The sequence below is a fragment of the Oleiphilus sp. HI0086 genome (genome assembly GCF_001635225.1).
Window position 1 is genome coordinate 1 of the sequence record NZ_LWFZ01001147.1, and the last position, 909, is coordinate 909.

1 protein-coding gene is annotated in these 909 nt (G+C 48.6%); it reads left to right on the top strand.

From position 1 onward, the window contains the following. Positions 1-909 (top strand): DEAD/DEAH box helicase (locus A3756_RS20165; RefSeq protein ID WP_156490634.1); only part of this gene is annotated, 909 nt, incomplete at both ends.

Below are 909 nucleotides of genomic sequence, written 5' to 3' on the forward strand. Positions count from 1 at the left end.
CTCCACGCCTCAATTTGAGCAACTTGGTCTCCCCGAAAATATCTTAAAAGCCGTAAAGGAACTTGGATACGAAACCCCTTCTCCAATCCAAGCTCAAGCAATACCCACACTTCTTAGCGGCAAAGACATTTTGGGTCAAGCTCAAACCGGCACCGGAAAGACTGCAGCATTTGCCCTCCCTTTACTTGCAAATATCGACGCAAACAAGTCTGAAACGCAAGTATTGGTGTTAGCCCCTACACGCGAGCTAGCGATTCAGGTTGCTGAAGCATGTCAAAGTTATGCGAAACACATGAAGAACTTCCATGTTCTTCCTATTTACGGCGGCCAAAGCTATAGCAACCAGTTACGCCAGCTCAAGCGCGGCGCACAAGTGGTGGTTGGCACTCCGGGACGCGTCATGGATCACATGCGACGCGGGACGCTGAAACTCAACACCCTAAAAACCTTAGTACTTGATGAAGCAGATGAAATGCTACGCATGGGCTTTATTGATGATGTTGAATGGGTATTGGAACACACACCCGAGGATCGGCAAATCGCCCTATTCTCTGCGACCATGCCTCGCGAGATTAAGAAAGTAGCCCAGAACCACCTCACAGACCCAGAGATCATTAAAATCGCTGATAAAACAGCGACGGCAAAAACCATCAACCAGCGTTATATGATGACCTCCGGCATCGATAAGCTAGAAGCTTTGACTCGCGTTTTGGAGATGGAAACCTACGATGGTGTCATTATTTTCGTACGTACTAAAATTGCCACCGAAGAGCTTGCGTCAAAACTTAACGCTCGCGGTTATTCGGCGGCGGCTCTAAACGGCGATATAGCACAAGCGGCCCGAGAGAAAACAGTAGACCGCCTAAAGAAAGGTGGCATCGATATCCTTATCGGAACTGACGTTGTCGC